Annotated in this window: 32 protein-coding genes; 19 read left to right on the top strand and 13 right to left on the bottom strand. The window is 73.5% G+C overall.

Annotated elements, in window-relative coordinates:
* Positions 1-188: 188 nt before the first annotated feature.
* A complete protein-coding gene (locus Q3W68_RS18155; RefSeq protein WP_302906558.1) occupies positions 189-1,238 on the bottom strand; it encodes a glycosyltransferase family 39 protein in 1,050 nt (349 codons plus the stop codon).
* Between the two features lie 108 nt (positions 1,239-1,346).
* Here Q3W68_RS18155 and Q3W68_RS18150 point away from each other — a divergent pair, with 108 nt between their 5' ends.
* From Q3W68_RS18150 to Q3W68_RS18120, 7 genes are all read left to right on the top strand, one after another.
* Positions 1,347-1,835, top strand: a complete 489-nt coding sequence (locus Q3W68_RS18150; protein WP_302906557.1) for a GNAT family N-acetyltransferase — start codon at positions 1,347-1,349, stop codon at positions 1,833-1,835.
* A gap of 67 nt (positions 1,836-1,902) precedes the next feature.
* Complete coding sequence (locus Q3W68_RS18145) at positions 1,903-2,457, top strand: isochorismatase family protein (RefSeq protein ID WP_302906556.1); 555 nt, start codon at positions 1,903-1,905, stop codon at positions 2,455-2,457.
* Between the two features lie 129 nt (positions 2,458-2,586).
* Complete coding sequence (locus Q3W68_RS18140; protein ID WP_302906555.1) at positions 2,587-3,117, top strand: DUF2087 domain-containing protein; 531 nt, start codon at positions 2,587-2,589, stop codon at positions 3,115-3,117.
* Positions 3,114-3,623 carry a GNAT family N-acetyltransferase gene (locus Q3W68_RS18135; RefSeq protein ID WP_302906554.1) on the top strand — a complete coding sequence of 170 codons (510 nt, stop codon included), beginning with the start codon at positions 3,114-3,116 and terminating at the stop codon, positions 3,621-3,623. The genes Q3W68_RS18140 and Q3W68_RS18135 overlap by 4 nt, the downstream gene beginning before the upstream one ends.
* A gap of 74 nt (positions 3,624-3,697) precedes the next feature.
* Positions 3,698-4,132 carry an Hsp20/alpha crystallin family protein gene (locus Q3W68_RS18130; protein ID WP_013286325.1) on the top strand — a complete coding sequence of 145 codons (435 nt, stop codon included), beginning with the start codon at positions 3,698-3,700 and terminating at the stop codon, positions 4,130-4,132.
* 134 nt (positions 4,133-4,266) lie between these two features.
* Positions 4,267-5,256, top strand: coding sequence for a tyrosine-type recombinase/integrase (locus tag Q3W68_RS18125; RefSeq protein WP_302906553.1), 990 nt, complete (start codon positions 4,267-4,269; stop codon positions 5,254-5,256).
* Between the two features lie 30 nt (positions 5,257-5,286).
* A complete protein-coding gene (locus tag Q3W68_RS18120; protein WP_302906552.1) occupies positions 5,287-6,132 on the top strand; it encodes an LLM class flavin-dependent oxidoreductase in 846 nt (281 codons plus the stop codon).
* A 4-nt stretch (positions 6,133-6,136) separates the two neighbouring features.
* Here the strand turns inward: Q3W68_RS18120 and Q3W68_RS18115 are convergent, their stop codons facing one another.
* On the bottom strand, positions 6,137-6,508 hold the full coding sequence (locus tag Q3W68_RS18115; RefSeq protein ID WP_302906551.1) for a VOC family protein: 372 nt from the start codon (positions 6,506-6,508) through the stop codon (positions 6,137-6,139).
* Positions 6,509-6,607: 99 nt separating this feature from the next.
* On the opposite strand from Q3W68_RS18115, the gene Q3W68_RS18110 reads away from it, so the two are divergent.
* Entirely contained in the window at positions 6,608-7,066 is a 459-nt protein-coding gene (locus Q3W68_RS18110) for a hypothetical protein (protein WP_302906550.1), read from the top strand.
* 15 nt (positions 7,067-7,081) lie between these two features.
* Here Q3W68_RS18110 and Q3W68_RS18105 read toward each other — a convergent pair whose 3' ends face one another.
* The 4 genes from Q3W68_RS18105 to Q3W68_RS18090 form a co-directional block, all read right to left on the bottom strand.
* A complete protein-coding gene (locus Q3W68_RS18105) occupies positions 7,082-7,885 on the bottom strand; it encodes an NPCBM/NEW2 domain-containing protein (protein WP_302906549.1) in 804 nt (267 codons plus the stop codon).
* Positions 7,886-7,912: 27 nt separating this feature from the next.
* Positions 7,913-8,587 (bottom strand): thymidine kinase, encoded by a 675-nt coding sequence (locus tag Q3W68_RS18100; protein WP_258544757.1) that lies wholly within the window; start codon positions 8,585-8,587, stop codon positions 7,913-7,915.
* A 109-nt stretch (positions 8,588-8,696) separates the two neighbouring features.
* A complete protein-coding gene (locus tag Q3W68_RS18095) occupies positions 8,697-10,088 on the bottom strand; it encodes an MFS transporter (RefSeq protein WP_302906548.1) in 1,392 nt (463 codons plus the stop codon).
* Positions 10,089-10,107: 19 nt separating this feature from the next.
* Positions 10,108-10,875, bottom strand: coding sequence for a glycerophosphodiester phosphodiesterase (locus Q3W68_RS18090; RefSeq protein WP_302906547.1), 768 nt, complete (start codon positions 10,873-10,875; stop codon positions 10,108-10,110).
* Between the two features lie 88 nt (positions 10,876-10,963).
* On the opposite strand from Q3W68_RS18090, the gene Q3W68_RS18085 reads away from it, so the two are divergent.
* Positions 10,964-11,413, top strand: coding sequence for a helix-turn-helix domain-containing protein (locus Q3W68_RS18085; protein WP_302906546.1), 450 nt, complete (start codon positions 10,964-10,966; stop codon positions 11,411-11,413).
* Entirely contained in the window at positions 11,406-11,774 is a 369-nt protein-coding gene (locus Q3W68_RS18080; protein WP_302906545.1) for a DUF4180 domain-containing protein, read from the top strand. Before Q3W68_RS18085 ends, Q3W68_RS18080 begins: the two co-directional genes overlap by 8 nt.
* A 135-nt stretch (positions 11,775-11,909) precedes the next feature.
* Here Q3W68_RS18080 and Q3W68_RS18075 read toward each other — a convergent pair whose 3' ends face one another.
* Positions 11,910-12,560 carry a flavodoxin family protein gene (locus Q3W68_RS18075; protein WP_302906544.1) on the bottom strand — a complete coding sequence of 217 codons (651 nt, stop codon included), beginning with the start codon at positions 12,558-12,560 and terminating at the stop codon, positions 11,910-11,912.
* A gap of 62 nt (positions 12,561-12,622) precedes the next feature.
* Positions 12,623-13,390, bottom strand: coding sequence for a 1-acyl-sn-glycerol-3-phosphate acyltransferase (locus Q3W68_RS18070; RefSeq protein ID WP_302906543.1), 768 nt, complete (start codon positions 13,388-13,390; stop codon positions 12,623-12,625).
* 242 nt (positions 13,391-13,632) lie between these two features.
* On the opposite strand from Q3W68_RS18070, the gene Q3W68_RS18065 reads away from it, so the two are divergent.
* Both Q3W68_RS18065 and cydB read left to right on the top strand, forming a co-directional pair.
* A complete protein-coding gene (locus tag Q3W68_RS18065; protein WP_302906542.1) occupies positions 13,633-15,042 on the top strand; it encodes a cytochrome ubiquinol oxidase subunit I in 1,410 nt (469 codons plus the stop codon).
* A 17-nt stretch (positions 15,043-15,059) separates the two neighbouring features.
* Positions 15,060-16,058, top strand: coding sequence for a cytochrome d ubiquinol oxidase subunit II (cydB, locus tag Q3W68_RS18060; protein WP_302906541.1), 999 nt, complete (start codon positions 15,060-15,062; stop codon positions 16,056-16,058).
* A 63-nt stretch (positions 16,059-16,121) separates the two neighbouring features.
* On the opposite strand, the gene Q3W68_RS18055 is transcribed toward cydB, so the two are convergent.
* Together Q3W68_RS18055 and Q3W68_RS18050 are read right to left on the bottom strand one after the other, a co-directional pair.
* Positions 16,122-16,808 carry a hypothetical protein gene (locus Q3W68_RS18055; RefSeq protein ID WP_128136881.1) on the bottom strand — a complete coding sequence of 229 codons (687 nt, stop codon included), beginning with the start codon at positions 16,806-16,808 and terminating at the stop codon, positions 16,122-16,124.
* Positions 16,809-16,873: 65 nt separating this feature from the next.
* Positions 16,874-17,338, bottom strand: coding sequence for a peroxiredoxin (locus Q3W68_RS18050; protein ID WP_302906540.1), 465 nt, complete (start codon positions 17,336-17,338; stop codon positions 16,874-16,876).
* 90 nt (positions 17,339-17,428) lie between these two features.
* On the opposite strand from Q3W68_RS18050, the gene Q3W68_RS18045 reads away from it, so the two are divergent.
* Both Q3W68_RS18045 and Q3W68_RS18040 read left to right on the top strand, forming a co-directional pair.
* Positions 17,429-17,821, top strand: coding sequence for a YciI family protein (locus Q3W68_RS18045; RefSeq protein WP_302906539.1), 393 nt, complete (start codon positions 17,429-17,431; stop codon positions 17,819-17,821).
* A 19-nt stretch (positions 17,822-17,840) separates the two neighbouring features.
* Positions 17,841-19,061 (top strand): RNA polymerase sigma factor, encoded by a 1,221-nt coding sequence (locus Q3W68_RS18040; RefSeq protein WP_302906538.1) that lies wholly within the window; start codon positions 17,841-17,843, stop codon positions 19,059-19,061.
* Positions 19,062-19,070: 9 nt separating this feature from the next.
* Here the strand turns inward: Q3W68_RS18040 and Q3W68_RS18035 are convergent, their stop codons facing one another.
* Positions 19,071-19,904: a patatin-like phospholipase family protein gene (locus Q3W68_RS18035; RefSeq protein WP_302906537.1), complete on the bottom strand. Its 834-nt coding sequence runs from the start codon at positions 19,902-19,904 to the stop codon at positions 19,071-19,073.
* Between the two features lie 75 nt (positions 19,905-19,979).
* Here Q3W68_RS18035 and Q3W68_RS18030 point away from each other — a divergent pair, with 75 nt between their 5' ends.
* On the top strand, positions 19,980-20,708 hold the full coding sequence (locus Q3W68_RS18030; protein ID WP_302906536.1) for an SDR family NAD(P)-dependent oxidoreductase: 729 nt from the start codon (positions 19,980-19,982) through the stop codon (positions 20,706-20,708).
* 50 nt (positions 20,709-20,758) lie between these two features.
* On the opposite strand, the gene Q3W68_RS18025 is transcribed toward Q3W68_RS18030, so the two are convergent.
* Both Q3W68_RS18025 and Q3W68_RS18020 read right to left on the bottom strand, forming a co-directional pair.
* Positions 20,759-20,884, bottom strand: coding sequence for a hypothetical protein (locus tag Q3W68_RS18025; protein WP_302906535.1), 126 nt, complete (start codon positions 20,882-20,884; stop codon positions 20,759-20,761).
* On the bottom strand, positions 20,881-22,299 hold the full coding sequence (locus tag Q3W68_RS18020; protein WP_302906534.1) for an OFA family MFS transporter: 1,419 nt from the start codon (positions 22,297-22,299) through the stop codon (positions 20,881-20,883). Before Q3W68_RS18020 ends, Q3W68_RS18025 begins: the two co-directional genes overlap by 4 nt.
* Before the next feature lie 178 nt (positions 22,300-22,477).
* Here Q3W68_RS18020 and pdxY point away from each other — a divergent pair, with 178 nt between their 5' ends.
* The 4 genes from pdxY to Q3W68_RS18000 all read left to right on the top strand — a co-directional run bounded on the left by pdxY (position 22,478) and on the right by Q3W68_RS18000 (position 24,769).
* Complete coding sequence (gene pdxY, locus Q3W68_RS18015) at positions 22,478-23,329, top strand: pyridoxal kinase PdxY (protein ID WP_302906533.1); 852 nt, start codon at positions 22,478-22,480, stop codon at positions 23,327-23,329.
* 98 nt (positions 23,330-23,427) lie between these two features.
* Positions 23,428-23,892, top strand: a complete 465-nt coding sequence (locus tag Q3W68_RS18010; protein ID WP_013286348.1) for a helix-turn-helix transcriptional regulator — start codon at positions 23,428-23,430, stop codon at positions 23,890-23,892.
* A gap of 5 nt (positions 23,893-23,897) precedes the next feature.
* Positions 23,898-24,311 carry a VOC family protein gene (locus Q3W68_RS18005; RefSeq protein WP_043330132.1) on the top strand — a complete coding sequence of 138 codons (414 nt, stop codon included), beginning with the start codon at positions 23,898-23,900 and terminating at the stop codon, positions 24,309-24,311.
* Between the two features lie 8 nt (positions 24,312-24,319).
* The gene (locus Q3W68_RS18000; RefSeq protein ID WP_302906532.1) at positions 24,320-24,769 is read left to right on the top strand and encodes a pyridoxamine 5'-phosphate oxidase family protein; all 450 of its coding nucleotides are present in this window, start codon (positions 24,320-24,322) and stop codon (positions 24,767-24,769) included.
* Positions 24,770-24,779 lie beyond the last annotated feature (10 nt).

The following is a 24,779-nucleotide window of genomic DNA, read 5'->3' as shown; positions in this document are numbered from 1 at the left end:
GTTGCCGGTCAGCACCACCGCCCGGTCGCGCTCGGCCGCAGGCAGCGCGCGGTGCACGGCGGCCACCGAGTCGGCGAACTCGGGCCAGCCGATGGTCTCGCCCGCGTCGTAGTTGGCCGCGACCACGAAGGCGGGCAGCCGGTCGGCCGGCAGCGTGGGCAGCAGCAGCACCGCGCTGCTCGCGGCCATCAGCACGGCGGCGGTGACCAGCAGCGCCTGCCGGGCCCGGGCCGCACCCCGTCGCGCCCACCCGACGGCCGGCACCACTCCGGCGGCGGTGAGCACCAGCAGCAGCGGCGCGTCGTAGTAGCCCTTGCCGCCGGCCACCACCACGATCGCGGCACCACCAGCCACGCCCAGGCCAGCGACCGGTACGCCGCCCAGGACGGCCGGCGCAGCAGCGCGACCAGCCCGGCGATCCACACCGGAACCGCGAACGGGCTGATGATCAGGAACTGGAGCACCACCGCGTCGACCCGGCCGCTGTAGGAGCTGTCGCCGTCGGCGATCGACGCGGCGACGTCGAGCTGCGGGAAGCCGTGCACGGCCTGCCAGGCCGCGTACGGCACGGCGAGCAGCACGGCGACGCCCGCCCCGGCGAGCACCCACCGGTCGCGCAGCAGCCGGCGCGGCCCGGCGATCAGCAGACCGGCGACCAGACCCACGCCGAGCAGGGCGGGCAGCGGCTTGTTGAGCAGGCCGGCGCCGAGCGCGAGCCCGGCGCCGAGCGCCCACCGGGTGTCGCCGGTGCGCAGCATCCGTACCACGCACAGCACGGCGGCCAGCCACACCAGCAGGTCGACGCTCGTGGTGCTGAGCAGGTGACCGCCGGCCAGGACGATGCCCGAGGCGGCGGCGAGCACCGCCGCCGCCGTCTGGGCGACGCGGCCGGCACCGAACTGCCGGGCGATCGCGGCGACCAGGACCACCGCCGCGCCGCCGATGAACGCCGACGGGGTACGCAGCACCACCAGGTTGCCCGGCGCGATCGAGTCGGCCAGCCGTGCCAGGGCCGGCACGAGCGGCCCCTGGTCGACGTAGCCCCAGTCGAGGTGCCGCCCGCACAGCAGGAAGTACAGCTCGTCACGGTGGTAGCCGTAGCGGCCGGCGAGCGACAGCAGCACGGCGGTGAGGACCCCGCCGACCACCAGGGGCGCGACGGTACGCGGACCGGCGGGCGGCGGGCCACCGGGCGCGGCGGCCCCGCCCCGATCGATGTCGGCGACTGATTCGGCCACCTGCCCATGATGGCCCCGGCCGGTGGTCCGCCGATGCCCCGCCGCCCTCGGCCGGGTGGACGGAAACCGGTGGCCGGACGGCCGGGGCGGCGGCTAGCGTGCGCCCCGATGCTGATCCGTGACTACACCGACGCCGACTGGGACCAGGTCGGGCCGATCCTCGCCGACGTCATCACCGCCGCCGACACGTTCGCGTACGACCCGGGTTGGCCGCCGGAGACGGCGCGCGAGGTGTGGGTGGAGCGCCCGCCGGGGCGTACCTCGGTCGCGGTGGACCACGACGGCGTGGTGCGCGGCACCGCGAAGATGGGCCCGAACCGGCCCGGGCCGGGGTCGCACGTGGCGACGGCGAGTTTCATGGTCGCGGCCCACGCCCGGGGCCGGGGCGTGGGCCGGGCGTTGTGCGAGGAGGCGCTGGACTGGGCCCGGCGGCAGGGTTTCGCCGCGATGCAGTTCAACGCCGTGGTGGAGACCAACACGGCAGCAGTGGCGCTGTACCGGCGGCTCGGCTTCAGCGTGATCGGCACCGTGCCGGAGTCGTTCGCGCACCCGGCGCTGGGACGGGTGGGACTGCACGTCATGCACCGGCGGCTGTGAGCGCGGCCCGGAACTGTCGGTGGCCGGGGCTAGGTTGACCTGGACCGTCACCACCCGAGGAGCCGCCATGACCACGCTCACCGACCGCCCGCGCACCGCGCTGCTCGTCATCGACGTGCAGAACGGCGTGGTGCGCGGCGCCCACGACCGCGACCGGGTCGTCGCCACCATCGCCGGCCTGGTCGACCGGGCCCGCGCCGCCGACGTTCCGGTGGTGTGGGTGCAGCACCGCAGCGACGACCTGCCGACCGACAGCGAGCAGTGGCGGATCGTGCCGGAGCTGACGCGCCGAGACGACGAGCCGCTGGTGCACAAGACCTACGGCGACTCCTTCGAGGACACCGACCTGGAGCCGGTGCTCGCCGCCGCGCGGGTGGGCCGGCTGGTCGTGACCGGCGCCCAGACCGACGCGTGCGTCCGCTCCACACTGCACGGCGCGTTCACCCGCGGCTACGACGCCACGCTCGTCGCCGACGCGCACACCACCGAGGACCTGTCCGCCTACGGTGCGCCGCCGCCCGCGCAGGTGATCGCCCACACCAACCTCTACTGGAGTTTCCAGACCGCGCCGGGACGCACCGCCGGCACCGTCGACGCCGCCGATGTGGACTTCGCCGCCTGACCCGCGGGCGCGCCGGTCGGCGTCGTGGGCCGCGGACCGGCGCGGTGAACCGCCCGGCCGTCGGCGCGAGCCGGGCGCGGCACGAAAACACCTCGCCGGATCCTCCCCGTTGCTGACAGGCTGCCCGTCATGACCGCTCATGCCCTCGCCGGGGCGCTCGCCGACGAGCGCCGCCGGGCCGTGTTCGCCGCGATCGTGCTCGGCGCCCGGGACGTGCCGGCCGTGGTGGCCCGCACCGGCCTGCCCGCCCGCGACGCCGCAGTGGCCCTACGCCGTCTCACCGACGCCGGTGTGCTCGCCGACGACAACGACGGCGGACTGCGGGTCGACGGCGAGCGGCTGCGCGAGTTCGCCCGTGCCGACGCGGCGTCCCCGGCGGTCCCGGCCGCGAACCCGCGCGAGGCGATCCTGCGTACGTTCCTGCGCGACGGCGCGCTGACCCGGCTGCCCGCGCAGCGGGGGCGCCGCCGCGTGCTGCTGGAGCACATCACCGAACGCACCTTCGAGCCCGGGCGGCGCTATCCGGAGCGGGAGGTGGACGACGCGCTGCGCCGATGGTGCGAGGGCGGCGAGGCCGACCACGTGACGCTGCGCCGCTACCTGATCGACGACATGCTGCTGACCCGCGAGCAGGGCGTCTACTGGCGGACCGGGCCGTGACCGGCTGGGGCACGCAGGTCGTGCACCCGGGCGAGCCGGCCGCGACGCTGATGTTGCGCGAGTACATGGCGGAGATGGTGCGCCGCTGGTACGGCCGCCCGGAGCAGCCCGGTGAGGTGGACGCCGCGCTGGCCGAGGACCCGAGCGACGACCTGGTGCCACCGACCGGGCTGCTGGTGCTGGCCCGCCACGACGGCCGGCTCGCCGGGTGCGCCGGGCTGAGGTGGCAGCCGGGCTGGGCCGAGCTGACCCGGGTGTACGTCCGCCCGGAGCACCGGGGTGCCGGCGGCGGGGCGGCGCTGATCGGGGCGATCGAGGCGTACGCGACCGGGAGCGGCGCGCGGCGGATCCGGCTGGACACCCGCTCGGACCTGGTCGAGGCGCGTGCTCTGTACGCCCGGCACGGATACCGGGAGATCCCCGCCTTCAACAACGGCCCGTACGCGCAGCACTGGTTCGAGAAGGCGCTCGCGGGCCGAGTTGACGACGTGGCGGAGGCGCGCTAGAACAGAACCAGGAACTTGAGTCACCCGGACTCAACTTGAGACCTTGGGCCAGGAGAACCGAGGAGGCACCAGCCATGTTGATGCGTACCGACCCGTTCCGCGAGATCGACCGGATCGCCGAGCAGTTCTTCGGCACCACCGCCCGGCCCGCCGTGATGCACCTCGACGCGTACCGCGACGGTGACCACTTCTACGCGGCGTTCGACCTGCCCGGCGTGGACCCGGACAGCATCGACTGCACCGTCGAGCGCAACGTGCTGACCGTCCGCGCCGAGCGGCGCCGTCCCACCGGCGAGAACGTCGAGCTGGTCGCCGCCGAGCGTCCGATGGGCACGTTCACCCGGCAGCTGTTCCTGGGCGACACGCTCGACACCGACCGGCTGGAAGCCGGCTACGACAACGGGGTGCTGACGCTGCGCATCCCGATCGCCGAGCGCGCGAAGCCGCGCCGGATCACTGTGAGCACGCCCGCCGAGAGCAACGGCCACCGTCAGCTCACCACCGCCTGAGCACGTCACGCCGACGCGCGGGGGAGGCCGGGCCACCGGCCGACCCCGCTTCGTCGTACCGGCGGACGACACGGGCACATCGGGCCGGGCGCGCCTGATCGCGAAACCCCCCGCCGGCTGAGAACCTTTCTCACATGCTTCGCCCCGAGGTGCTGCCCCGCGCCCGCTCCGCCGCCCTGCCCGCCGGCCCGGCCGACGTCACCGAGGCGTGGCTGCGCAACCGGCGGCTGTCCGAGCACACCCGCGACGCGTACCGCCGCGACGTCACCGGCTGGCTGAGCTGGTGCGCCGAGCACGCCGTGGACCCGCTGCGGGCCACCTTCCTCGACGTCAACACCTACGGCCGTGAACTGGAGTCCACACCCCGCGGCCGCGCCGGCCGCCCGCTCACCCCGGCCACCGTCGCGCGCCGGCTGTCCGCGCTGTCGAGCTGGTACGACTTCCTCGTCAAGCTGGGCGCGGTGCCCGCCAACCCGGTGTCGGCCGCGGACCGGCCGCGCGTCGACCGGGACCACTCCGCCACCGTCGGCCTGACCCCCGACGAGGTCGACGCGCTGATCGCCGCTGCCGAGGCCGACAACGGCCCGGCCGCCGCCCGCAACCGGGCCGCCGTCGCGCTGCTGGCCGACCTGGGGCTGCGGGTCGGGGAACTGGTCGCGCTGGACGTGTCCGACCTGGGCACGGAGCGCGGTCACCGCAGCGTCCGCTTCGTCGGCAAGGGCGGCAAGGTGCGCCGGCGCGCGCTCACCCCGGGCACCGCGTACGCGGTCGACGCCTACCTGGCCGCACGCGCCGCCGCACAGGGCGTCACAGTGCCGGAGCTGACCGGTCCGCTGCTGGTCACGGCCACCGGCGGCCGGATGGACCGGCACGCCGTGTTCCGGCTGGTGCGCCGCCTCGCGCAGCAGGCCGGGATCGCCGCCTGGGCGAAGCTGTCGCCGCACTCGCTGCGCCACGCGTTCGCCACCACCGCGCGCTCGGAGGGTGTGCCGCTGGAGGACGTCCAGGACGCGATGGGGCACGCCGATCCGCGTACCACCCGCCGCTACGACCGGGACCGGCACAACCTGGACCGCGATCCGGCGTATGCGATCTGGGCGGCCCGGGCCCGCCGCCGCGGTTGACCTGTCGCACCCGCGCGGTAGGGTGCCGGCGTGCGACACGGACTGGAGATCGCCTGCGGCGGCGGCACGGTGACGGTTGCCGACCTCGTGGCGCTCGGTGAGCTGGCCGAGCGGGCCGGCTGGGACGGGGTGTTCCTGGAGGACTACCTCGTGCACCACGCCGGAGACGACCCGCCCACCTGGGATCCGTGGCTGGTGCTGGCGGCGATCGCCGGGCGCACCGAGCGGGTGCGCCTGGGCACCACGGTGACCGCGCTGCCCCGGCGCCGGCCGGCCAAGCTGGCGCGGGAGGTGCTCACGCTCGACCACCTCTCCGGTGGCCGGGCCGGCGTCGCGGTCGGCGTCGGTGACCCGGCCGACCGGGGCTTGGCCGCGTTCGGCGAGCCGACCGACCTCAAGACCCGTGCCGCGATGCTCGACGAGGGCCTCGACCTGCTGGTCGGGTTGCTCGGCGGCGAACCGGTCACGCACCACGGTGTCCACTACCGGGCCGAGGGCGTGGCGCTGCGTCCCCCGCCCGTGCAGTCGCCCCGCGTGCCGGTCTGGGTCGGCGGCAGCACCCAGGCGAAGGCCGTGCTGCGGCGTGCCGCCCGGGCGGACGGGATCGTGCCCTACAAGCTGACCGACACCGATGGGTGGTCCGACTTCACGCCCGACGAGGTGGCCGGCTTGGTCGCCGCGTTGCCGGCCCGCCGCGGGGACGGTCGGCCGTTCGACGTGGCAGTCGGTGGCCGGCGGCGACGCCCCGACGAGCGGGCCGAGCGGGCCTACCTGGCGCAGCTGGCGGAGGCGGGCGCAACCTGGTGGCTGGAGTACGTCCCGGCCGCCGATCCGGCTGCCATGCGGGCCGCGGTGCTCCGCGGCCCGCTGCGCTGACCGGTCAGCCCTGCGGGCGGGGGCAGAGGCAGAACGGCTGCCCGATCGGGTCGAGCAGCACGGTCCACCGCTCGCCGCCGGGCTGGAACTCGGGCTTGGTCGCGCCGGCCGCCATCAGGTCCTTCTCCGCGGCCGCCACGTCGTCGACGTAGAGGTCCAGGTGGTAGCGCTTGGTGCCGCTGTCGTCCGGCCAGGCCGGTGGCGCGTACCCGGGCACCAGGCCGAACCCGATCGCCGGACCGTCCTTGACGATCATGGCGTACTCGGCCTCGCTGTGGGTTATCTCCCACCCCAGCGCCTTGGCGTAGAAGGCGGCGTGCGCGGCCGGGTCGGAGCTGTCGATACTGATCATCGCGATGTCGGCGTGAGCTGTCATGCGGACAGTCTGCCGCCGATGCACGCCATTTGCTGTCCGGTACGAGCGCGCGTCGCAACCGGCTGCGCGTCACCGTCCGGTTGCCTACCGTCGACAGTGATGGGCAGGCAGGGGGAGTGGCACCACACGGCCCGGCGTCGCCGGCCGCTACGCGCGGGCGTGCTGATCGCCGGTCTCGGCGCGGGTACCTGCCTGATCGGGGTGGCCGGGCTGGCGGCCTGGAACGCACAGGTGGTGCTCCAGTCCGACGGGCCGGTTCGGGAGACCGCCGACGGGTTCTTCCGCGACGTGGCCTCCGGTGACACCGACGCGGCGTACGAGCGGCTGTGCGCCGAGGCCCGCGGCAGGTGGAGCCGTACCGGCTTCGGCAGTTGGGTGCGGACCCCGCCGCAGGTCAGCGGCTACGAGATCGTCGACGTGTCGGTGGCGACCCGCTCCGGCAAGCCGACAGGAACGGTGATCGTGCGGATCAACCGCGACGGCGGCGGCAGCGAGGAACGTGAGCTGCCGGTGGTTCAGGAGAAGGGGTCGTGGCGGGTGTGCGGGGATCCCTTCTGACCGGTGGCGCGCGCGTCAGCGCAGGCGCGGCTCGATCCAGACGCCGTTGTCACACCCGCCCTGCCCGACGTTGTCGACCTGCAGGGTCAGCCGCAGCGCGCCGGTGACCGGAACATCCAGCGCGGCGGTGCCGCCGAGCCCCAGATCGCGGCGGAAGACCACCTCTCCGTCGACCAGCACGGTGAACCGGGCGCGGAACGAGTCCGGGACGTCGTCGGGCACCCCGACAGTGGCCCGGAACCCGGCGAAGCGTCTGCCGAGGTTGAACGACTCCGACTCGTCGTCGGTGGCGGTGCAGGTCGAGGCGACGAGGCTGTGGTCGTACCGCTTGCCGTCGACGGTCTCCGCGCGCTGCTCCCAGCCGTTCCCGCCGTCGACGGGCGGCAGGTCGTACAGCCAGGTCCCGGCGGCACCGGGCGACGACGAGTCACCGCCGGCGGCCGCGGAGGCGCCGGTGGTGGCCGCGACCGGGGTTCCGGTGGCAGGGGCCGCCGCGGTGGTGGGTGCCGCACCGGCGGGTGTCGCCGGCGCCGGCGCGGGCCGCAGGGCGTACCCGAAGATCGCGGCGCCGGCGACCGCGACGGCCAGGCCGACCAGCGCGGTCCGGTCGACGGGCTGCCCGAGGCGGCGTACCAGGAGGTAGCCGCCGGTCAGGACGGCGCCCGCGCTGGCCGCCAGGACGATGGGCCGGCCGCCGCCGGCGAGCAGCGCGGCCACGGCCGCCACGTCGGCGACCACGCCGACGCCCTGCGGGAGCAGGCGGGCGGGTCGCGGGGCGGTGGCCTGCGGCGGTGTCGCGGTGTCGCTGTCGGTCCGCACGCGCCGTTTGTATCAGGCGCGCGCCCGTCAGGCACGCGGGCCGAGGTCCCCCGAGCGGTAGTGGCGCCGGCACAGCACCTGGTAGCGCACGTCGGCGGTGTCCACGGTGTCGCCGATGACGACCTGGGCGCCCTCGCGCACCACCCGGCCGTCGACCACGCGGGCGTTGAGCAGCCCTTCCCGGCCGCACCAGCACAGCACCTCGACCTGGATGCGGGCCACCTCGTCGGCCAGCTCGAACAGCCGCTGCGCGGCCGGGAACAGGCAGGAGCGGAAGTCGGTGGCCAGGCCGAAGGCGTAGACGTCGACGTCGAACCGGTCGACCAGCTCGGCCATCTGCTCGATGTGTTCGAGGTTGTAGAACGAGGCCTCGTCGCAGATCAGGTAGTCCACGCGTACCCCCTCGGCCCACGCGTCGCGGACCAGGACGCGCAGGTCGAGGTCGTCGGTGACCTCGACGGCCTCGTGGGCCAGGCCGATGCGGGTGGTGACCTGCGGGCCCAGCGAGCGGTCGATGCGGGTGGTGACCAGGCCGCGGCGGCCCTGCCGGGCGTGGTTGTGGTTCATCTGCAACGCCATGGTGGACTTGCCGCAGTCCATCGGCCCCCAGAAGAACTTGAGCGCGGCGGCGTGCAGCGGCCGGCCGTCGACGCCGCGGGCGGCGGCGCAGCCGGAGGCGCGGTCGTCGCCGGGCCCCGGCAGGGGGCGGGCCAGGCAGGTGGGGGCGGCGTCGTCGGTCACGTCGGGGCAGCCTAGTCCATCGACGCCGCCTGATCCGGCTCGCGATGATCCACAGGCCGGGGCGCGGCGGTCAGAGCACCCGCGGCGGGGTGTTGCCGGCGGCGATGATGGCCCGGCGCATCGGCACGGCGGCCAGCAGCGCGAAGCCGACCACGAAGAAGATCAGCAGCGACACCAGGCCCACCCGGTACGACGAGGTCAGCTGGAACACGAGGCCGAACGCCAGCGGGCCGAGCCAGCTGGTGCCCTTGTCGCTGATCTCGTAGAAGCCGTAGTACTCGCCTTCCTTGCCGGCCGGGATGAGCTGGCTGAACAGCGACCGGCTCAGCGCCTGGCTGCCGCCGAGCACCAGGCCGATGCAGCCGCCGAGGATCATGAACGGCACGGGCGCCTCGGCGGGCAGCCGGAACGCGGCGATGATCACACCGGTCCAGAGCACCAGCGACAGCAGCACCGTCTTCCAGGCGCCGATGCGCTTGGCGAGCGCGCCGAGGGCGAGCGCGCCGCCGAAGGCGAGGAACTGCACCAGCAGGATGGTCACGATCAGCGTGCTCTGCTCCAGCCGCAGTTCCTCGGTGCCGTACTGGCTGGCGAGAGTGATGACGGTCTGGATGCCGTCGTTGAAGACCAGGAACGCGAGCAGGAAGTACAGCGTCAGCGGGTACGCCTTGATCTCGCGCAGGGTGCGTCCGAGCTGGCGGAACCCGTCGGTCAGCACGTTGCCGCCCGCCTGCAGGGCGGCGGCGGTGGGGTGTTCGCGCAGCCAGCGCAGCGGGATCAGGGTGAACGCGGCCCACCACACGCCGGCCGACACGATCGACCAGCGGGCCAGGTCGAGCGTGCGCTGGGCGTTGCCCTCCTCGCTGAGCATGGTGACCGCGACCAGGTTCAGCGCGAGCAGCAGCCCGCCGCCGAGGTAACCGATGGCCCAGCCGCGGCTGGAGATGCCGTCGCGCTCGTCCGGGCCGCCCAGTTGCGGCAGGAACGAGTTGTAGACGACCACGGCGGCGCCGAAGGAGATGTTCGCGATCAGGAACAGCGCGCCGCCGAGCAGGTAGCGCTCGCCGGTGACGAACGCGAACGCGATGGTCGCGCCGGCGCCGGTGAACGCGGCGGCGGCCAGCAGCCGCTTCTTGTGCGCCGACCGGTCGGCGATCGCGCCGATCACCGGCAGCACGAACACGGTGAGGAAGACCGACAGCGAGATCAGGTACGGGTAGAACGAGCCTGCGGCGACCTTGATGCCCAGCGGGTACACCGCGCCGTCGCAGCTGTCCGCGCCCAGTTCGCAGCCGGCGGCGAGTTCGGTGACCGTGGTCAGGAACGGCCCGAGGAAGACCGTGATGACTGTGGTCTGGAACGCGGAGTTCGCCCAGTCGTAGAAGTACCAGCCGGTGCGCTCGCGGCGGGTACTGCCCGGTCCGGCGGGGTCGGCGACGGCGGGGGTGACCGTATCGGCCATCGGGGGTCGTCCTCGGGGCTCAGGCGGCCCAGTGGCCGCGACTGCGATAGACGTCACGGAGCACGCTGACGTGATCGGTCATGATGCCATCCACACCAAGATCAAGTAAGTGGTGCATCTGGGCGGGTTCGTCGATCGTCCAGACGTGCACCTGCAACCCGATCCGGTGGCAGTACGCGAGGAACCGCCGATCGACCACCGGCACCCGCCCGAAGGAGACCGGCACCTGCGCGGCGACCACGGACGGGGGCAGCCGCAGGGGCCGTCCGTGCAGCGAGGCGAGTCGCAGCCGGGCCACGCCGCGCATGCCGAGGCTGGTGGCGGCCTTCGGCCCGGCCAGGGCCCGCAGCCTGGACAGCCGGGCGTCGCTGAACGAGGCGAGCAGCACCCGCTCGCCCGCGCCGGCCCGGGTGACCGTGTCGACAGTGGGCTCGACGCCCCCGTCGGACTTCACGTCGATGTTGAACCGCACCTGCGGCCAGGCGCCGAGCACCTCGTCCAGGCGGGGCACCAGGGCGGCGCCGCCGACGCGTACCGAGGACAGGTCGGCCCAGCGCAGGTCCGCGATGCGGCCCGGCTCGCCGGTGACCCGGCGCAGCGTCGGGTCGTGGAAGACCACCGGTACGCCGTCGGCGGTGGCGTGCACGTCGGTCTCCACGTACCGGTAGCCGAGGGCGACGGCACGGGCGAACGCGGCGGCGGTGTTCTCGTCGCCGTCGGCCGCGCCGCCGCGGTGGGCGAACGCCAGCGGCGCGGGCGCGTCGAGGTAGCCGTGACGGGGCTGCACGCGGGCAGTATGCCCGGCTCGGGTGGCGCGCACATGGCCGGGCGATGAAATTACCTATCGTTCCCTGTCGCCGCTAGGATAGGGTGCGATGAGTAACGACATGTACTCGGTGGAGCAGGTCGCCGACCTCCTCGGCCTGCACGTGCGCACCGTGCGCGGCTACATCCGCTCCGGGCGGCTGCGGGCGACGCGGATCGGCAAGCAGTACCGGATCGCCCGCGCGGACCTGGACGCGCTGACCGGCCGGCCCGCGCCGCCCTCAGCGCCGGGGGCGGAGGTGTCGAGCGTCGTACGGCTCGACGGCGTCGACCGGGCCGCCGCCGACCGGCTCGGCACGCTGGTGCTGGCCGGCGTGAACACCCACCACGACCCGGATCGTCCGCTGCGGGTGCAGACGGTCCACGACGAGGAGCGGCACCGCATGACCATCATGATCCTGGGCGACCTCACCGCCACCGCCGACCTGCTGCGCCTGCTCGACGGGGTGCTCGACGGCGGCAACGGCCTGCTCGGCGGTGGGGAGCGCGGCCGTGGCTGACCAGATGCAGGAGCGCGCCGGCGAGCAGGTGCTGGTCTGCGACCCGGACGGCCCGCCGATCGCCACCGAGCGCGACGCGCTGGACCTGATCGGCGCGGCGTTCCTCGGCGCGACTGTGGTGGCGGTGCCCGCGCAGCGGCTCGACCCCGACTTCTTCACGCTCGGCACCCGCTTCGCCGGTGACGTGATGCAGAAGTTCGTCAACTACCGGCTGCGCCTGGCGATCGTCGGCGACATCTCCGCCCACCTGGAGCGCAGCGGCGCGCTGCGCGCGCTGGTGGCCGAGTCGAACCGGCACGACCAGGTGTGGTTCGTGCCGGACCTGGCCGCCCTCGACGCCCGGCTGCGCCCCACCCCCTGATCCACCCCGGGTCGCGCCCTACCCCACCCCACCTCGCCGATCTTGCACTTGCGGCCCTCGTCAGGGGCGGTTTGTCTGGTTTGCCCGGGCAGCAAGTGCAAGATCGGCGGCGGCGCCGAGCGGTGGGCCGCGGGGTCAGCCGGGCTGGCTGCTGGGCCCGACGCCCGCGTCACGGGTCCCGGGCGGCGGGTAGGGCCGCTCCGCGAGCAGCCGGGCCAGGTGGGCGCTGTTGAGCGCCAGCGCGGCGGTGGTGCGGCCGGTCGTGTCGGGTTTGGGGCGGGCGTCGACGTAGTCGGTCTTGTGCAGCGCCTCCCCGACCCAGTAGGTGGCCCCGGCGGCCGGACAGGTGAACCCCACCTCGTTGAGCGCCTGCTGCACCTCGGCGATGGTGTGGTGCGCGCCGTCCTCGTTGCCGACCACTGCCACCCCGCCGACCTTGCCGTACGTCCGCAGGCGGCCCTGGTCGTCGGTCTCGGACAGCTCGGCGTCCAGCCGTTCGAGGACCATCTTGGTCACCGACGAGGGCTGGCCGAGCCAGATCGGCGTGGCGACGATCAGGATCTGGGCGGCGAGCAGTTTGGCGCGGATGGCGGGCCAGCCGTCGCCGTCGCCCTCGTCGACGGAGACCCCGAAGCGCACGTCGTGGTCGACCACCCGGACGATCTCGCCGTCGACGCCCTGGTCGGCCAGCGCGTCGAGCACCTCCTGACCGAGCACCTGTGAACTGGACGTCGCCGGGGAACGCTTCAGGGTGCAGTTGAGAACGAGTGCTCGAACGTCGGTCATGACCGGGTCCTCTCCGCGTACGGGGTGCGCGGCTTGATACCCGCCACCGCTGCCGGGATGCGTCAGCCGGTACGGCGGCGGTGCGCGCGACTGTCGTCCACCGGGCGGCCGGGGTCGACGTGCCGGGGCCGATCGGGCTCGTCGGGGCGCAGCGCCACCAGGTCGTCGGTGATCGCGTCGATGATCCGGTCGGTGGCCTGCCGGGCCGCGCCGGGGGAGCCGGACCGCAGGTCGTCCAGCGGCACCGGGGCGCCGAAGTGCACCCGGATGGCGGGCCGGCGGACGACGGCGCGCGCCACCGCTCCGACCATTCCCTTGGGCGCCCGGTAGGGCAGCACCTCGTGCGAGCCCCACTGCGCGACCGGGACCACGGCGGCGCCGCTGGCGAACGCGAGCCGGGCGGCGCCGGTCTTGCCTCGCTCGGGCCACATGCCCGGGTCGAGCCCGATGCGTCCCTCCAGGTAGACCACCACCACCGAGCCGCCGGCCACGGCCTCGGCGGCGACCTCCAGTGACCGGTGCACCGCGGCGGTGCCCCGGTCGACGCGGATGTGCCCGGCGCGGCGCATCAGTGTCCCGATCACCGGGGCGCGGAACAGCCCGCCGGTGGCCATGATCCGGGGCGCGACGCGCCGGATCCGGCAGGCGGCGGCGAGCACGACCGGGTCGAACGGGCTGATGTGGTTGGCGGCCAGGACCAGCGGGCCGTGGCGCAGTGCGTCGGGCACGTCGCCGGTGACCTCCAGCCGGCCGACCAGCCCGACGACGGCGCGGGCGAGCGTCTGCGCGCCACGCCACAGCAGCGGCGCGCGCCAGGGAGTGCTGTTCATCAGTGCTGGATGGTCGCACGCGCCGGGGTGGCTCCGGGACCCGGTGGGGTCCTCCGGCACGGGTGATCCCTCCGACCGCAGGTCCTCCGGCACGGGTGATCCCTCCGACCGCAGGTCCTCCGGCAAGGGTGATCAGGGTCATTGGTCCCGGGCCGGGTGGGGCCCTGCGGCCCTGCTGCTTTCTCTACGACGACGAGTAGTATCTACTACGTCTCGTAGTAGGCACAGCTGGGGGTTTTCAGGTGGACGCGTTGGACGTCGCCCGCTGGCAGTTCGGTGTCACCACCGTCTACCACTTCTTGTTCGTGCCGTTGACCATCGGCCTGTCCGTGCTGGTGGCGATCCTCCAGACCATGTGGCACCGCACCGGCAACGAGCGGTACCTCAAACTCACCAAGTTCTACGGCAAGCTGTTCCTGATCAACTTCGCGATGGGTGTGGTCACCGGCATCGTGCAGGAGTTCCAGTTCGGCATGAACTGGAGCGACTACTCCCGCTTCGTCGGCGACATCTTCGGCGCGCCGCTGGCCATCGAGGCCCTCGTGGCGTTCTTCCTCGAATCCACGTTCATCGGCCTGTGGATCTTCGGCTGGGACCGGCTGCCCAAGCGCCTGCACCTGGCCGCGATCTGGGCCGCCGCGATCGGCACCAACCTGTCGGCGTACTTCATCCTCGCCGCGAACTCGTTCATGCAGAACCCGGTGGGCTTCCGGATCAACCCGGAGAGCGGCCGCGCCGAGCTGACCGACTTCGTCGCCGTGCTCACCAACAAGGTCGCCCTGGTCACCTTCCCGCACACCCTGGCCGGCGCGTTCCTGGTCGCCGGGTCGCTGATGGTCACAGTCGGCCTGTGGCACGTGATGCGCAACCGCGACAGCGCCGACACCGGCGCGTACCGCTTCGCCACCAAGCTCGGCTCCTGGGTCGTCCTGATCTCCTCGGCGCTGGTCGTGCTCACCGGCGACATCCAGGGCAAGATCATGACCGAGGTGCAGCCGATGAAGATGGCCGCCGCCGAGGGCCTCTACACCACCGAGAGCCCCGCCTCGTTCTCCGTGCTCACCGTCGGCAGCCTGGACGGCAGCCGCGAGCTGTTCGCCATCAAGATCCCGTACCTGCTGTCGTTCCTCGGCACCGGCGACCCCAACGGCACCGTGCAGGGCATCAACGACCTGCAGGCCCAGTACGCCAGCCAGTACGGCCCCGGCAACTACGCCCCGATCATCCCGGTCACCTACTGGAGCTTCCGCTTCATGATCGCCTTCGGGCTGGCCGCCGCCGCGATCGCGCTGCTGGTGCTCTGGAGCCAGCGCAAGGGCCGCACCCCCACCAGCAAGTGGCTGCTGCGCGCCGGCCTGGTCATGCCCGTGCTGCCGCTGCTGGCCAACTCCTTCGGCTGGATCTTCACCGAGATGGGCCGCCAGCCGTGGATCGTCTTCGGCGAGATGCTCACCCGTGACGGCGTGTCCCGCAGCGTCTCCCTGACCGAGGTGCTCACCTCCTTCACCGCGTTCACGCTCATCTACGCCGTCCTCGCGGTGGTCGAGTTCAAACTGCTGGTCCGCTACGCCCGCGCCGGCGTACCGGACGTCACCCCGCAGACCGACGACGACACCGACGACGCCGAGCGCCCGCTGGCGTTCGCCTACTGACACCCCGGAGCCCAACCGTGGAACTGACGACCGTCTGGTTTCTCCTCGTGGCCGTGCTCTTCACCGGCTACTTCATCCTCGAAGGCTTCGACTTCGGCGTCGGGATGCTGCTGCCGGTGCTCGGCCGCGACGACCGGCAGCGCCGCGTCCTGATCAACACCATCGGCCCGGTCTGGGACGGCAACGAGGTGTGGCTGATCACCGCCGGCGGCGCCATGTTCGCCGCCTTCCCCGAGTGGTACGCCACCCTGTTCTCCGGCTTCTACCTGCCGCTGCTGCTCATCCTGCTGGCCCTGATCGCCCGTGGCGTCGCCTTCGAGTACCGCCACAAGCGGTCCGAGGCGTCCTGGAAGCGCCGCTGGGACCAGGCCATCTTCTGGGGCTCGGCGATTCCGGCCGTGCTGTGGGGCGTGGCGTTCGCCAACATCTTCCGGGGCGTGCCGCTGGACGCCGACCACGAGTACGTCGGCGGCCTGTTCGACCTGCTCAACCCGTACGCGCTGCTCGGCGGCCTGACCACGCTGGGACTGTTCCTCACCCACGGCGCGGTGTTCCTGGCGCTCAAGACCACCGGCGACATCCGCGAGCGCGCCGGCGCGCTCGCGGTGAAGCTCGGCGTCGGCACCGCCGTTGCCGCCGTGGTGTTCCTGAGCTGGACGCTGACCATCCGTTCCAGCGCCGCCGCCGTCGTGTTCGCCGTCGGCGCCGCCCTCGCGCTGCTCGGCGGTCTGGCCGCGGCCAAGGTACGCCGGGAGGGCTGGGCGTTCACCGGTACGGCGGTGGCGATCGCGCTGGCCGTGGCGACGCTGTTCGCCGCGCTGTTCCCGAACGTGATGCCGTCCACCCTCGACGCGGCCGGCACGCTGACGGCCACCAACGCCGCGTCCACCCCGTACACCTTGAAGATCATGACCTGGGTGGCGGTGATCTTCACGCCGATCGTGCTCGCGTACCAGGGTTGGACGTACTGGGTGTTCCGCCGCCGGATCGGGGTACAGAACATCCCGCAACACTGATCGACCTGTGGGCGCAGGGGCGCGGGGCCGGTGCGAGGGGGTCGCACCGGCCCCGCGGGGCGTTCAGCGCGCCTCGCGCAGCTCCGCCAGCCGCGCCTCGATCTCGGCCAGCTCGGCGCGCAGCTTCTCCGCCTGCTGCTCGGCCTCGGCCCGCTCGGCGGCCAGGATCTGCTCCACCGCCTCCTGCACCCCTGGCACGTCGACAAGCGCCACCATCCGCAGCGCCTCGGCCGGCTTCACCACGTACGGCCGGGCCAGCGCCTTCGTGCCCTGCTGCGCGGCCACGGTCCACTCGCCCTCGGCGTAGGCCAGCGTCACAGTCAGCCCCGGCGGGGTCTTCGGCTTGGCGGCCTTCACCGCCCGCTTCGCCGGTTTCGGCTCCGCCGGGGGCTGCTCGGTCTTCGGCTCCTCCCGCCGCGGCGCGGGCACCCGCGGCGTGTCCAGCACGAACGCAGGCTCCGGCGCCGCCGGCGGCTGCTCCGGTTCCGGCTTCGCCTCGGCGGCCGGACGCCGCCCGGCGCCCTTGGGGGCGATCGCCACGTCGGCGGGGGAGAAGGGCAGCTCGTCGCGGCCGAAACGCACCACCACGAACTCCTCCGACGCCGCCGGGTCGGTCAGCTCCACCACCTGCCCGAGCTGCCCGGCCATCTGCCCGGCCGCCTCGGTGAACACCACCCGGGGCTTGCGGCCCGCCGCAAGGGCCTCCCGGATTCCCTGAATCTCGTCAGTGGACAAACCCTGACCCGCCATCACGCCCTCTTCCGTACACCTGTTTGACGCAGCCTTGATACCAGCTGGCTGCGACACCGCGATGATCAGCCCCCGAGGGCCCGCAGCGCCGTGTCGGCGTGCTCGTTCATGCTCAGCTCGCTGTGCACCACTGCCAGCACCCGCCGGTCGGTGCCGATCACGAACGTCATCCGCCGGGTGCTCAGCGCGCCCAGCGGCAGCCGCCGCCGCACCCCGAACGCCCGCGCCACCTCGCCGTCGACGTCGGACAGCAGCGGATAGTCGAACCCGTGCCGGCGGGAGAACTCCGCCTGCCGCTGCACCGGATCCCGGCTGATCCCCACCCGCTGCGCGCCCACCGCCGCGAACTCCGCCGCCAGGTCCCGGAAGTGGCAGCTCTCCGCCGTGCAGCCCCGCGTCATCGCCGCCGGGTAGAAGAACAGCACCACCGGACCGGCGGCCAGGAACTCCGACAGCCGCCGTGGCGTGTCCGTCTCGTCCGGCAGCGTGAAATCCTCGACCAGGTCACCGACACCCACCGCGTCACTCATGAGGCGAGGATATGTAGACATCGGCGATCCCGCTCCGACGTACCCGGCGAGCGGCGGGAAGGCACCGCCGCACGACGCGAAGGACCGACAGTGAAGTACGTAATCATGATCCACTCCAACCCGGAGCCCTGGGGCCACCCCACCTCGGAATACCTCGCCGCCCACCAGGAGCTGCCCGACGAGGTACGCGAACGGCTCAACGCCGACTTCGAACAGGTGATGACCGAGCTGCACGCCAACGGCGAACTGATCGGCGGCGAGGCGCTCGCCGACCCCCGCACCGCCCGGCTCTACCGGTGGAGCGACGGCGCGCCGCTGGCGACCGACGGCCCGTACTCCGAAGCCAAGGAGCACCTCGCCGGCTTCTTCCTCATCGACGTGGAGGACCAGCCCCGCGCCGAGGCCGTCGCCGCCAAGTTCACCGGCCCGGGGGAGACCGTCGAGCTGCGGCCCCTGATGTGGCCGGGCGGGTCCGATCAGTAACGCGGCCGCCCTCGCGGACGTGTGGCGCCGGGAGGCGCCGCACGTCCGCGCCGCGCTGCTGCGCCGCTACGGGCACCCCGACGCCTGCGACGACGCCGTGCAGGACGCGGCGGAGGCCGCCGCCGGCCGGTGGCCGCTCACCGGCGTGCCCGACGACCCCCGGGCCTGGCTCATCCGGGTCGCCTCGCGGCGGCTGATCGACCGGATGCGCGCCGACGCGGCCCGCACCCGCCGCGAGCGGCTCGACGCGGCACGGCAACCCGGCGCCGACGTCGTGCCGCCCGTCGACGACATGCCCGTGACCGGCGCCGACGACACGTTGCGGCTGCTGTTCCTGTGCTGCCACCCGGCGCTGAGCCGCCCCTCACAGGTCGCGCTGACCCTGCGCGCGGTGGCGGGACTGCGGGTGGAGCAGATCGCCGCCGCCTACCTGGTGCCGGCCCGGACCATGACCCAGCGGCTGAGCCGGGCCCGCGCGACGCTGCGCGAGGCCGGCGCCCGGTTCACCATGCCGCCACCGGACGCGCTGCCCGCCCGGGTGGCCGCCGTGCTCGACGTGTGCCACCTGGTGTTCAGCGAGGGCTACACCCGAACCTCCGGTGACCAGCTCCTCGACGTCGAACTCGCCGAGGAGGCGATCCGGCTGACCCGGCAGGTCCACGCCGCGCTGCCCGACCACCACGAGGTCACCGGCGCGCTGGCGCTGATGCTGCTCACCCACGCCCGGTCGCCGGCCCGCACCGACGCCGCCGGTGACCTCGTGCCGCTCGCCGACCAGGACCGCTCCCGCTGGCACCGCGACCTCATCGACGAGGGCGTCACGCTGCTCGCCCGGGCCCTGCCCCACGGCCCGGTGGGCCGCTACCAGCTCCAGGCGGCCATCGCCGCCGTCCACGCCGAGGCGCCGGCCTTCCCGGACACCGACTGGCTCCAGATCAGCATCCTCTACGACATGCTGAGCCAGGTCGCTCCCAGCCCGTTCGTCACGCTCAACCAGGCGGTCGCCGTGGCCATGGCGCACGGCCCCGACCTCGGACTGGCGCTGCTCGATCCGCTGCTGGCCGACCCGGCGACGCGCGGCCACCACCGTCTGCACGCCGTCCGCGCCCACCTGCTGGAACTCGACGGCGACGCGCAGGCCGCCGCCGAGCACTACCGGCTGGCCGCCCGGCTCACCGGCAGCCTGCCCGAACAGCGCTACCTCAACCGGCGCCTGGCCCGCCTGACCGGCGGCACCTGAGCCCCCGCGTCAGCGCCACACCGCCGCGACCTCGTCGGCCACCGCCTCGGCCTGCGCGAACCCGGCCCGCGCCGACGCCGCCCGCCGCGCCGGGTCCAGCACGTTGCGGCCGATCGCCGTCCGCGCCGCCCGGTCCGGCGACACCACAGCCACCCGCGCCCCCGCCTCCCGCAACGCCGCCACCTGCGCCGACAGCCGCGGCATCGGCCCGACCGCGGCACGCGTCGGCGCCAGCACCACCACCCGATCGCAGCCGGCCGCCAGATCCGCGTTCACCGGCGAGCGGACCCCACCGTCGACGTAGCGCCGGTCACCGACGGTCACCGGCGGCCACACCCCCGGCACCGCGCAACTGGCGCCGACCGCGTCCACCAGCGGCACCCCGCTGTCCGCGTCGAACACCACGAACTCGCCGGAGGCCGCGTCCACGGCGGTGACCAGCAGCCGCGCCGCCGGCCAGTCCGGCGACGGCAGCCGGGCCGCGATCACCGCCCGCCGCGACTGCTCCGACGGGGTACGCGCCGACAACGCCATCGCGCCGATGCGTGCCCGGGCCCGCGCCGCGTCCCGGCCCCGACCGCCGGCCCACGCCCAGCGCAGCAGCACCCCCGTCCCGAGCCGGGCCGGCACCTCGTCGCGGGGCGGCCGCAGCTGCGCCTCGTACAACTGCGCCGGCGGCGTACCCGAGCGCACCTGCGCCCCGACCACCGACCCGGCCGACGTGCCCACCACCAGGTCCGCCTCGTCCAGCCGCAGGCCGTGGCCGGCCAGCCCGGCCAGCAGACCCAGCTCCCAGGCCACCCCGGTCACCCCGCCACCACCCAGCACCAACGCGCGCCCCATGTGACAGTCCTCTCCACCCCGGATGGTCCCGCCCACGGTAACGTCGCCCTCACCGCAAGGCAGGGGAGAAGGGCATTGACCTCCGTCACCATCATCACCGGGGGAGGACGCGGCATCGGCGCGGCCACCGCCCGCCGGCTCGCCACTGAGGGCCACGACCTGGTCATCGGCTACCGCGCCGACCACACCGCCGCCGAGGCGGTGGCCGCCGACGTGCGCGCCGCCGGCCGCCGCGCGGTCACCGTCGCCGCCGACACCACCGACCTCGACGAGGTACGGCGCATCTTCGACGCCGCCGACCGGCTCGGCCCGCTCACCGGCCTGGTCAACAACGCCGGCGTCACCAGCCCGATCGGCCCGTTCACCGACCTGCGCGTCGACGACCTGCGCGAGGTCGTCGACGTCAACCTCATCGGGTACGTCCTGTGCGCCCAGCAGGCGGCCCGGCGGCTCACCCGCGGCGGCGCCATCGTCAACGTCTCCTCAGTGGCCGCGACGCTCGGCTCACCCGGCGAGTACATCCACTACGCCGCCGTCAAGGCCGCCACCGACACGCTCACCGTCGGGCTCGCGAAGGAACTCGCGCCGCGGGGCATCCGCGTCAACGCCGTCGCCCCCGGGATCATCCGCACCACCATCCACGCCCGCTCCGGGGTGCCCGACCGTCCCGACACCGCCGCCGCCCGAATCCCGATGGGCCGCTCCGGGGAACCCGAGGAGGTCGCCGGCGCGATCGCGTACCTGCTCGGCCCGGACGCCTCGTACACCACGGGCGCGGTCCTGCGCGTCGGCGGCGGTCTCTGACCCGGCGGCGGCCCGGGGATCTCCACCCCCGGGCCGCCGCGTCGCGTCTTCTACTGGGTGAACAGCTTCGCCGCCGTGATCACCGTCTGCACCACGCCGTAGCCCAGCAGCGCCGACACCACCAGCCACGACACCACCAGGCGGGCCCGCTGCCCGCCTCCGGTCCGCTCGTTCACGATCCGCTCCTCTCCGCCGTCACCGGCTGCCCCTGCCCCGCTTCGTCCCGGCCCGGCGCCGGCTCGTGATAGCGCTGCGGCACCGGCCGCACCAGCAGGTTCGCCACCAGACCCACCGCCAGCACGCCGACCATCGTGAACAACGCCGGCCGGTACGCCGCCGCGGTCAACGTGCCCGGCTCGCCCTGCGCGTCGAGGAACGCGTTGACGATCAGCGGCCCGGCCACGCCCGCCGCCGACCACGCGGTCAGCAGCCGGCCGTGGATCGCGCCCACCTCGAACGTGCCGAACAGGTCCCGCAGGTACGCCGGCACGGTGGCGAACCCGCCACCGTAGAACGACAGGATCACGCAGGCCAGCAGCACGAACAACGCCGTCGCGGTCTGCCCCACCAGCGCCAGCAGCAGGTACAGCACCATGCCCACACCCAGGTACACCACGTAGATCGGCTTGCGGCCGATCACGTCCGACGTGGACGACCACACGAACCGGCCCGCCATGTTGAACAGCGACAGCAGCCCCACGAACCCGCCGGCCGCCGCCACCGACACCGCCGAGGTGCCGCCCTCGCGGAAGAAGTCCTGGATCATCGGGCTGGCCTGCTCCAGGATCCCGATGCCCGCCGTCACGTTGCAGAACAGCACCACCCACAGCAGCCAGAACGACCGCGTCCTCACCGCGTTGGCAGCCGACACGTTCGCGGTCGTCACCAGCGGCTTCTCCGCCACCCGGGCCGGGTCGAACCCGGCCGGCCGCCAGTCCGGCGCGGGCACCCGCACGTTGAACACCCCGAACATCATGATCACGAAGTAGCCGACGCCGAGCGTCACGAACAACCACACCAACGCCGACCCCGACGCGGTGGAACCGCTGTCGGACGGGTCGTAACCGGCGTCGTAGAACGACAGCAGCTGCCGGGACAGGGGAGAGGCCACCATCGCCCCACCACCGAACCCCATGATCGCCAACCCGGTCGCCAGACCCGGGCGGTCCGGGAACCACTTGATCAACGTGGAGACGGGGGAGATGTACCCGATCCCCAGACCGATGCCGCCCAGCACCCCGTACCCCAGATACAGCAGCCACAGCTGCCCGATCGCGATGCCCAGCGCCCCGACCAGGAACCCCGCCGCCCAGAAACACGCCGAGACGAACATCGCCTTACGCGGCCCGTTCGCCTCCACCCACGTACCGGCCACCGCGGCCGACAACCCCAGCATCACGATCGCGATGCTGAAGATCACCCCGATCGCCGTCTGACCGGTGTCGAAGTGCGCGATCAGGGAGTTCTTGTACACGCTCGTGGCGTAGACCTGCCCGATGCACAGATGGATCGCCAGCGCCGCCGGGGGAATCAGCCAGCGGCTGTACCCCGGCGGCGCGACGGTGTGTCGACGATCGAGTGCGGAAAGCATCCTTGCTTCCTCCGTCCAGATGGCGAGAACACCCGGTTCATGCCCCCACCGCACGCTGCGCCCAAACCCGCCCCGCGCCCGGCGGTCGAAACGCTGAGCCGAACGGTCACCGCCGCAGCCACCCGTCATCACGCCACCACCACCCGTCACACCCCGTCCGGGATGCGACCATGAGCAGGTGAAGATCCTGTCCATCCAGTCGTCGGTCGCCTACGGTCACGTCGGCAACTCCGCCGCCGTGTTCCCACTGCAACGCCTCCGACACGAGGTCTGGCCGGTCCTGACCGTGCACTTCTCCAACCACACCGGCTACGGCGCCTGGCGCGGCCCGCTGCTCGCCCCCACCGACGTCGCCGACGTCATCGCCGGCATCGAGGACCGCAGCGTGCTCGGCACCGCCGACGCCGTCCTCTCCGGCTACCAGGGCGACCCCGCCGTCGGCGCGGTCATCCTCGACGCCGTCGCCCGCGTCAAGGCCGCCAACCCGGCCGCCCTCTACTGCTGCGACCCGGTCATGGGCGACGTCGGCCGCGGCATGTTCGTCCGCCCCGGCATCCCCGAATACCTGCGCGACACCGTCGTCCCCCGCGCCGACATCGTCACCCCCAACCAGTTCGAGCTGGAGTTCCTCGCCGGCCGCACCACCGACACCCTCGACGACCTGCTCGCCGCCGTCGACGCCGTCCGCGCCACCGGCCCCCGGCACGTCCTGGTCACCAGCGTCCTGCACGGCGACCTGCCCGCCGGCCACCTGGAGGTAGTCGCCGTCTCCGACGACGGCGCCTGGGCCGTCACCACCCCGCTGCTGCCGATCGCCCCCAACGGCGGCGGCGACGTCACCGCCGCCCTCTACCTCGCCCACCTCGCCACCACCGGCTCACCGCAGACCGCGCTGGAACGCACCACCAACTCGATCTACGCGGTACTCGAGGCGACCCTCGAAGCCGGCACCCGCGAGCTGCAACTCGTCGCCACCCAGGACGCCATCGCCGACCCACCCACCCGCTTCACCGCCCGACGGCTGCGCTGACCGCCGCCCGGGTGCCCCCGGGCCGCGGGTGCACCCGGGCGGCGACTCGCCGCTCGAACAGGTGGACGACACCACCGCCCAGCAGGCAAGATGCGGACGTGCCACCGCACCCGGCCACCGACGACCCCGCGTTCGCCCAACGCCTGCGCGACCTGACCCGGCTGCGCCGCGTCCGCGACCGCATCGACCGCGAGTACGCCAAACCCCTCGACGTCGAAGCCCTCGCCCGCGGCGAGCACATGTCCGCCGGCCACCTCAGCCGCCAGTTCCGCCAGACCTACGGCGAATCCCCGTACGCGTACCTCATGACCCGCCGCATCGAACGCGCCATGGCCCTGCTGCGCCGCGGCGACCTCAGCGTCACCGATGTCTGTTTCGCCGTCGGCTGCCAGTCCCTGGGCACCTTCAGCACCCGGTTCACCGAACTCGTCGGCGAACCACCCAGCGCCTACCGCGCCCGCCACGCACCCGACACCGCCGAACCACCCCCGTGCCTGACCAAACAGGCGACCCGACCGATCAGGAATCGAGAAGCCCGCACCGGCCGACCACCACTAGCGTGACCACCATGACGATCACCATTCACTACACGTTCCTGCCCCACACCGACGCCGACGCCGCCATCGCCTTCTACCGCGACACCCTCGGCTTCGAACTCCGCAACGACGTCGGCCAAGGCGACACCATGCGCTGGCTCACCGTCGGCCCGCCGAACCAGCCCGAGACCGGCATCGTCCTGCACCCGCCGGCCGTCGACCCCGGCATCAGCGACGACGAACGCCGCACCATCCTCGAACTGATCGCCAAGGGCAGCTACGGCGCGCTCACCCTCGCCACCGACGACCTCGACGGCCTGTTCGACCGCCTGGCGGCCAGCGGCGCCGACGTCGTCCAGGAACCCACCGAGCAGCCCTACGGCGTGCGCGACTGCGCGTTCCGCGACCCCACCGGCAACCTGATCCGCATCAACGAGCGGCGCTGACCGCACCGATGACCGACGCGCCCCGCACCCGCGCCCGCCGCCGCCACGACACCACCCACCGGCTCGACCACGACGTCGACTGCTGGGTCGCCACCGCCGGCCCCGACGGCACCCCGTACCTCGTGCCCCTGTCCTTCGACTGGGACGGCCACGCGCTGCTCGTCGCCACCCCGGCCGGCAGCCCCACCGGCCGCAACCTCGCCGCCGGCCGCGCCCGCGTCGGCCTCGGCCCCACCCGCGACGTCACCATGATCGACGGCGAGGTGGAAACCCTCGCCATCGACGCCCTGCCCACCGACCGCGGGGACCGCTTCGCCACCCGAACCGGCTTCGACCCCCGTACCCTGACCACTCCCTACCGCTGGTACCGCATCACGCCACGCCGCATCCAGGCCTGGCGCGAAGCCGACGAGCTGCCGGGCCGCACCCTGATGCGCGACGGCAGCTGGCTCGACTGACAGCCGCAAC

The organism is Micromonospora sp. C28ISP2-4, assembly GCF_030519385.1.
GTDB classification, from domain to species: domain Bacteria; phylum Actinomycetota; class Actinomycetes; order Mycobacteriales; family Micromonosporaceae; genus Micromonospora; species Micromonospora tulbaghiae.
This window is presented reverse-complemented; position numbering and strand designations above follow the sequence as displayed.